The sequence below is a fragment of the Bradyrhizobium sp. SHOUNA76 genome (assembly GCF_023006445.1).
GTDB lineage: Bacteria > Pseudomonadota > Alphaproteobacteria > Rhizobiales > Xanthobacteraceae > Bradyrhizobium.
The window spans coordinates 1-6997 of the sequence record NZ_JALBHA010000353.1; the positions used below are offsets into that span (position 1 = coordinate 1).

The following is a 6997-nucleotide window of genomic DNA, read 5'->3' on the forward strand; positions in this document are numbered from 1 at the left end:
ATCGGCAGCAGCGCCGAGGTGCCCGCGGCGTGCGCGGCCGTCTCCGGCGCGATCACGCCTTCGATCTCACCCTTGCCGAAATTGTTGCCGCGGCGGGACAGGCGCTTGGCGATGCCGTAGCTCATGAAGGAGGCCGGCGTTGCGCCGGCGGGCGTGACGCCCATCCAGCATCCGATCAGGCAGGAGCGCAGCGAGGTCATCCAGTAGGTAGGAAGCTCTCGCCAGGTCTGAATGACCACCCGAAGGTTGATGGTGGCGTTGCCACCGCGGAACGCCAGGCCTTCCTCCATCGTCAGCAGGATCTCGCCGATGCCGAACAGGCCGATCACTGCGATCAGGAAGTCGAATCCGTTGAGCAGCTCCGTGACGCCGAAAGTCAGCCGCAATTGTCCCGTGATCGAATCGAGGCCGACCGCCGCGAGTGCAAAGCCCATCATCATCGCCGCGATGGTCTTGAACGGTGGCTCCTTGCTGAGGCCGACAAAGCTGCAGAAGGCGAGGAAGTAGACCGCGAACTTCTCCGCCGGACCAAATCGCAGCGCGAAGCCGGCGACGAGGGGTGCGACCAGCGTGATCATGATGACGGCAAACAGCGCGCCGACGAAGGAGGAGGTGAAGGCGGCGGTCAGGGCTTCGCCGGGCTTGCCCTGTTGCGCCATCGGATAACCGTCGAAGGTGGTTGCCACGGACCAGGGCTCGCCGGGTATGTTGAACAGGATCGAGGTGATGGCGCCGCCGAACAACGCGCCCCAATAGATGCAGGACAGCATGATGATCGCCGAGGTCGGCGGCATGCTGAAGGTCAGGGGCAGGAGGATGGCGACGCCGTTGGCGCCCCCGAGCCCCGGCAGCACGCCGATGATGACGCCGAGCGTGATGCCGATGATCATCAGCATGATGTTGTAAGGCTGCAGGGCGACCGCGAAGCCGTGAAACAGATTGGCCAACTCTTCCATGTCGATACGTCCTGCAGCAATAACGGGGATGACGGCGCAGCTGTTACAGACCGAGCCATTCCTCGAGCGGCCCCTTGGGAAGCGGGACCAGGAACCAGCGCTCGAAAACCAGATAGGTCACGACCGGCATGCCGATAGCGACCGCGGCGACCGTCAGCCAGCGATAGCCGCCGAGCCAGCGCATGAACCAGGCGATGAAGACCATGGAGGCGACGTAGAGGCCGATGAACGGCATCGATCCGACATAGATCGTGGTGGGCACGACGACGCTCATGACCTGGCGAAGCTGTGCCCATTCTGCGAACAGCCGGCCGTCGTCGTCGCGCTGCGCGCTCCAAACGTTGATGGCGCTTGCGCCGACGATGGCGGCGCCGACATAGAAGGGGAAGAAGCCGGCACGCGGGCCCTCCGCGCCCCAGTTGATGCCGGCCTTCAGGCTGCCGAAGATCACGACCAGGCCGAAGGCGCCGATCAGCAGCGCCATGCCGATTTCCAGCGTCTTGTGCGCCGGGCCAGATGCGGATCCGGATCGTTCAGTCATGGGACCTCCAGGCGGAATTGCGGTCTTTCGCGGTCACGGCAGACGGGAGGACGACCAGCGTCCTCGGCCGCCGTCGATATCCCCGTCAATTTGCCGACGCGAGGAAGCCCGCGTCCTTCATCAAGCCCTCGTGGCGCTTCTCCTCCGCCTCGATCCACTTGGCGTAGTCGGCGCCAGCCAGGAACGTCGTGTTGAAGGCGCCGCTCTTCATGAAATCCTGCCATTCCGGCGTGGCGCGGACCTTCTTGAACAGCTCGACGTAATATTCGACCTGATCCTTGGTGGCCTTGGGCGACATGAAGATGCCGCGCAGCATGAGATATTCCATTGCGAGGCCCTGCGACTTGCAGGTCGGAATATCCTTCCAGGCCTTGCCCTCGGCGATCGGCTCGTCATAGGCCATCGGCTGGGCGTCGAAGACGCAGAGCGGACGGAGCTTGCCGCCGCGCCATTGCGCGACCGCCTCGATCGGATTGTTGACGGTCGAATCGACGTGATTGCCGACGAGCTGAACGGCGACTTCGCCGCCGCCCTTGTAGGGAATGTAGGTGAACTTCGCCTCGATCGCCTTCTCGATGCCGACCGTGATGATCTGGTCTTCCTGCTTGGAGCCGGTGCCGCCCATCTTGAATGAGCCGGCCGGCGCCTTCTTCGCCGCGTCGACGTAGTCCTTGACGGTGGCGTACGGCTTTTCGGCGTTCACCCAGAGCACGAATTCGTCGAGCGCCAGCATCGCCACCGGCGTCAAATCCTTCCAGTTGAACGGAATCCCCGTCGCCAGCGGCGTCGTGAACAGGTTCGACAGCGTGATGATGATCTTGTGAGGATTGCCCGACGACGTCTTCACATCCAGGAAGCCTTCGCCGCCCGCGCCGCCGGCCTTGTTGATGACCACCAGCGGCTGCTTCATCAGATTGTGCTTGGTGACGATGCCCTGGATGGTGCGTGCCATCTGATCGGCGCCGCCGCCAGTGCCCGCGGGCACGATGAATTCGACCGGACGGACCGGCTCCCAGGCCGCACGGCTTGCTGTGCTGCTGGCGCACGACATCGCGATTGCCGCCAGAGCGACATTCAGAACGAATGGCTTCATCTTGTTTCTCTCCCTGTCGAACCTCGAACGCAGCCGCTCTTTGTCGGCTTGCGTCAGCCCATCTCACTTCACGTGCCTGGGTCACCCTTGCGGTCGATCTCCCATGGCGGTCCCGATAGAAACTGTATGAGCAGGGACAACGCGCGGCATCCGCTCCTTTCGGCTAAGGTTCGCCAAGGTTCGCGGCAGATGTGCCCCTCGGCCGGTTCCCGCCTTGCGCTATATTTCCCCGCCTTACACCTTTGATTGTGCAATCCATTGTTCGTTGTCGAATGGTATGCGAGATGCCAGCGGACAAACAATCGGATCGGCAGGTACCCCGGCGGACCAATCGTCGCAGTTGTGCGCCGGGGAGCCAAGCAAGCACGCAAAAGCAAAATGGCCCCGATTGGGGCCATTTGCTCGCACGTAGTGTCTGCGGGATCTGCCGGCCTGCCGCTCGGCGGGGCGGGCAAGGCCTTGCTTACAGGCCGAAACGCGGCAGGTCGCCGTTGTGGTTGGAAATCTCGGCGCTCGCCATCAGAAGGCTGTCGATCGCGGCCATCAGGCGGGCGAACAGCGAGGAGGAGGGAGCGAGAGCAACGGAAGCGGTCTTGGACATCGGAAATTCCTTTCTTGAGACGGTCAGTCTTGCTGTCTCATTTCGAAGGGCAATCTATGTATACCAGATGCCACTGTCTATGATCTTGTTTGCATAGCAGCATGCGACGTCTCGCATTGCAGCATAATGCCGGGTTAACGGGGCCGTTTCGGACATAAAATTGCTGGTTCCTGTCGATTGCGGGGTCTTTCCATTGCCAAAAGGCCGGAAAGCGGGCCGAATCATCTGGTCCGAGGCGGGATCTCACGGCAGTCGATGCCAGGTTCCGGCCGCACTGCAATAGGCGGCCTTGGCACGGACATGCAAAGCGGCTAGTGGTCCGCCCCCTTATCCAATCAACTGTCAGAGTGGTTCATGTCGAGCGCCTCGCCCGCCGTCTCGATCGGCATCGATTTTGGGACCAGCAATACGGTCGTAGCCATCGCGGCGGACGACCGCCGGGTCGAAGCCATCCGCTTCGACCATGGCGGACAGCGCCACAGCGTCTACGTGTCGGCGCTGTGCTTCTGGGAGGACCGGCCGGGCGCCGGCGCCCAGGCCGAGGGCGGCCCGTGGGCGATCGAGCAGTTCCTCGAAGGCCGCCACGTCTACCGCTTCCTGCAGTCGTTCAAGACATTCGCTGCGAGCAGCAGCTTCAACACCACGCAAGTTTTCCGGCAGCGCTTCAAGTTCGAGGACATCCTGGCGGCATTCCTGCGAACGCTGGCGCGTCATGGCGGCGACAAATTCGGCTTCGAGACGTCGACCATCACGGTCGGCCGCCCCGTGCGCTTTGCCGGCGGCAATCCCGACGAGGTGCTGGCGATGCAGCGCTACCGCGCCGCGTTCGAGCGCCTTGGCGCCGGCCACGCTCGCTATGTCTACGAGCCCGTGGGGGCGGCGTTCTCCTTTGCCCGAAGGCTGGAGCGCGATGCCACCGTGCTGGTCGCGGATTTCGGCGGCGGTACCAGCGATTTCTCCGTGATGCGCTTCTCGCGCACGGGAGGTCACCTGCGCGCCGAGCCGCTCGGCCATGCCGGCATCGGCATCGCCGGCGACACGTTCGACTACCGCATCGTCGACCACGTCGTCTCGCCGCGCCTGGGCAAAGGCTCGAGCTTCCGCTCCTTCGACAAGGTGCTTCCGGTCCCCAGCGGCCACTACACCAACCTCGCGCGCTGGCATCAACTGGCGATGATGAAGAGCAACGGCGATCTGCGCGAGCTGCGGGAGCTTGCGCGCACCGCGCTGAAGCCGGAGCTGCTCGAGGATTTCATCACCATCGTCGATCTCGACCTTGGCTTTTCGCTGTATCGCGCGGTGTCCGATGCCAAGGTTGCGCTCTCAGTGCAGGACGAGGTCGACTTCCGTTTCAAAGGCGGCGGCGTCGACATCGGCGCAGCCATCACACGGAAGAATTTCGAGTCCTGGATCGCCGACGACATCGCCAGGCTGGGAGCCACCGTCGACAAGGTGCTTGGCGAGGCCGGTATCACCGCGCGCGAGGTGGAGAAGGTGTTCTTGACCGGCGGCACTTCTTTTGTGCCCGCCGTCCGAAAATTGTTCGCCGAACGGTTCGGCAACGAACGGCTGATGTCGGGCGACCAGTTCGAGTCGATCGCCTATGGCCTCGCGCTGATCGGACACAGTCCGGACCCGGATCGCTGGACGGCGGGGGGCGGAATTGGGGCGAAGGCGGGCGGGTAGCGATCGACGACGGAGCGCGCTCTTACCGGCGCCGTAGGGTGGGCAAAGCGAAGCGTGCCCACGTCCTGTACACGACTAGAGACGAATGGTGGGCACGGCGCAAGTGCGCCTTTGCCCACCTTACGAGACCCTTCGCTACTGATTGATCTCGGGCTCGACCAGCTTCGCCAGATTGCGCAGCGATTCCTGCCAGCCGAGATAGCAGGCTTCCGGCGGAATGACGTCGGGGATGCCGGCCTGCGTGATGTCGATCTCGGTGCCGACCGAGACCTTCTTCAGGATCACGGTGACCTGGATCTCACCTGGCAGATTGGGATCGTCGAACTTGTCGGTGTAGCGGAGACGTTCGCCCGGCACGAGCTCGAGATATTCGCCGCCGAACGAATGGCTGTTGCCCGTGGTGAAATTCCGGAACGACATCTTGAACGTGCCCCCGACCTTGGGCTCGAAATGGTGCACGGTGCAGGTGAAGCCGTTCGGCGGAAGCCATTTCGCCATCGCATCGGCCTCGAGGAAGGCGCGATAGACTTTCTCCGGGCTGGTGGCGAGAACGCGATGCAGGCGGACAGTGCTGGGCATGGTTGTTATCCTCAGTGTTTGATGGGCCCGAGATTGGCGTCTATGGCCCATTCATGTCACGAGGACGACCGGGGTGGCACCGATCCGACAGGGGTGTCGGATTTTTTTGTTGGAGCATGGCGTCGGCGCATTGAGCTGGTCGAGATATCCCTTCGCTGTGACCTCGTATTGCTCCAGCTCGTACACCACGAAGAAGCCTTGGGCATCCGCCGTGCTGGTCCAACGCGATCCGCGCTCGTTCTCTCGATGCTCCAGGCCGAGGTCAGGCGTCGATTTCGGAAGCCTTCATCGGTATCGGTGCTGGGTGTGAGATCGTAACCAGCGACAGGACGTTTCCTATTCCGGCAGGTCTTTTCCGGGCAGGTCTTTCGACCTTGCCTCGCGGGCCAATCGCTCCGCCTTGAGTCGTTCGCGATTCTCGTTGAAGGAGTGCTGGTCCTTTGTATAGTCATTCATCGGCTTCTGCGCTTTAACAGGCTTGAACGCCTTGTTGGCTTCGCGCTTGGCGCGATCAGAGGATTGATCTCTCAACATTTCAGCCTCACTTCGATCAATGGGCGTGTCCCCGCGAGCGGTGACGAGGCGCCTCCCGCCGGCAAGCCGATATGGATTGCCTCCTCACCCTCTGCGGGGGAGGGTGGCTGTTTCTTCAGTGTGGGCGGGTCTATGGCGTGACGCTTGGTCACTCGCCGTGGAGGCGGTACGCTCGCACTTCTGAGAGCGATCCCGGTCGAAGAGTAACGGCCGGCCCGCGGTTCGGTTCCTTCGGCGCGAACAAAAAGGCCGCCGAAACCGGCGGCCTTCTCCTTTCCTTGCTCAATCCGCTTACTCAGCGGCCTGCTTCTGCGGCGGGTCGAGGGCGCCGGACTTGTGGATCTCGGCGACCTGATGGTCGCTGAAGCCGAGCACCGAGCGCAAGATCTCGTCGGTGTGCTCGCCGAGCAGCGGGGAGCGCTCGACGTCGCTCGGGCTATCCGACAGCTTGATCGGGTTGCCGACCGAGATGTACTTGCCGCGGGTGGGGTGGTCGACCTCGACCACGGTGCCGGTCGCGCGCAGCGACTGGTCCTCGGCGATCTCCTTCATCGACAGGATCGGGCCGCAGGGGATGTCGTCCTTGTTGAGGATTTCCATCGCCTCGAACTTGGTCTTGGTCATCGTCCACTGCTCGATGCGGGCGAAGATCTCGTTCAGCCGCGGCAGGCGGACGGCCGGCTTGGAATAGTTCGGGTCGGTCTTCCAGGTCGGCTCGCCGATCACGTCGCAGATCTTCTCCCAGACCGGGGCCTGGGTGATGAAGTAGATGTAGGCGTTGGGATCGGTCTCCCAGCCCTTGCACTTCAGGATGCGGCCGGGCTGGCCGCCGCCGGAATCGTTGCCGGCACGCGGCACGGCATCGCCGAACGGAATGCCTTCGCCGAACTGGCTGTATTCCTTGAGCGGGCCATGGGCGAGGCGCTGCTGGTCGCGCAGCTTGACGCGGGCGAGGTTGAGCACGCCGTCCTGCATCGCGGCCGTGACGCGCTGGCCCTTGCCGGAAT

Annotated in this window: 8 protein-coding genes; 1 reads left to right on the forward strand and 7 read right to left on the reverse strand. The window is 63.2% G+C overall.

All coding sequences use genetic code 11. The features are described from left to right. From MOV74_RS27145 to MOV74_RS27160, 4 genes are all read right to left on the reverse strand, one after another. Positions 1-956 (reverse strand): tripartite tricarboxylate transporter permease (locus MOV74_RS27145; protein ID WP_246929605.1); only part of this gene is annotated, 956 nt, incomplete at its 3' end. A gap of 43 nt (positions 957-999) precedes the next feature. Next, positions 1000-1497, reverse strand: a complete 498-nt coding sequence (locus MOV74_RS27150) for a tripartite tricarboxylate transporter TctB family protein (RefSeq protein ID WP_246929606.1) — start codon at positions 1495-1497, stop codon at positions 1000-1002. 85 nt (positions 1498-1582) lie between these two features. After that, a complete protein-coding gene (locus tag MOV74_RS27155; RefSeq protein ID WP_404979182.1) occupies positions 1583-2590 on the reverse strand; it encodes a Bug family tripartite tricarboxylate transporter substrate binding protein in 1008 nt (335 codons plus the stop codon). Positions 2591-3053: 463 nt separating this feature from the next. Next, positions 3054-3191 carry a hypothetical protein gene (locus MOV74_RS27160; protein ID WP_164934547.1) on the reverse strand — a complete coding sequence of 46 codons (138 nt, stop codon included), beginning with the start codon at positions 3189-3191 and terminating at the stop codon, positions 3054-3056. 354 nt (positions 3192-3545) lie between these two features. On the opposite strand from MOV74_RS27160, the gene MOV74_RS27165 reads away from it, so the two are divergent. Next, positions 3546-4877: an Hsp70 family protein gene (locus tag MOV74_RS27165; RefSeq protein WP_246929608.1), complete on the forward strand. Its 1332-nt coding sequence runs from the start codon at positions 3546-3548 to the stop codon at positions 4875-4877. 135 nt (positions 4878-5012) lie between these two features. Here the strand turns inward: MOV74_RS27165 and MOV74_RS27170 are convergent, their stop codons facing one another. The 3 genes from MOV74_RS27170 to MOV74_RS27180 all read right to left on the reverse strand — a co-directional run. Then, positions 5013-5456, reverse strand: a complete 444-nt coding sequence (locus tag MOV74_RS27170) for an SRPBCC family protein (protein WP_200454286.1) — start codon at positions 5454-5456, stop codon at positions 5013-5015. A 336-nt stretch (positions 5457-5792) separates the two neighbouring features. Next, positions 5793-5990 (reverse strand): hypothetical protein, encoded by a 198-nt coding sequence (locus tag MOV74_RS27175; RefSeq protein ID WP_246929610.1) that lies wholly within the window; start codon positions 5988-5990, stop codon positions 5793-5795. A gap of 291 nt (positions 5991-6281) precedes the next feature. Beyond that, positions 6282-6997 (reverse strand): CoA transferase (locus MOV74_RS27180; protein WP_246929612.1); only part of this gene is annotated, 716 nt, incomplete at its 5' end.

Coding starts and splice junctions, on each gene's coding strand:
- MOV74_RS27150 (WP_246929606.1), bottom strand. CDS start 1,497: ATGACTGAACGATCCGGATCCGCATCTGGCCCGGCGCACAAGACGCTG.
- MOV74_RS27160 (WP_164934547.1), bottom strand. CDS start 3,191: ATGTCCAAGACCGCTTCCGTTGCTCTCGCTCCCTCCTCCTCGCTGTTC.
- MOV74_RS27155 (WP_404979182.1), bottom strand. CDS start 2,590: ATGAAGCCATTCGTTCTGAATGTCGCTCTGGCGGCAATCGCGATGTCG.
- MOV74_RS27170 (WP_200454286.1), bottom strand. CDS start 5,456: ATGCCCAGCACTGTCCGCCTGCATCGCGTTCTCGCCACCAGCCCGGAG.
- MOV74_RS27175 (WP_246929610.1), bottom strand. CDS start 5,990: ATGTTGAGAGATCAATCCTCTGATCGCGCCAAGCGCGAAGCCAACAAG.
- MOV74_RS27165 (WP_246929608.1), top strand. CDS start 3,546: ATGTCGAGCGCCTCGCCCGCCGTCTCGATCGGCATCGATTTTGGGACC.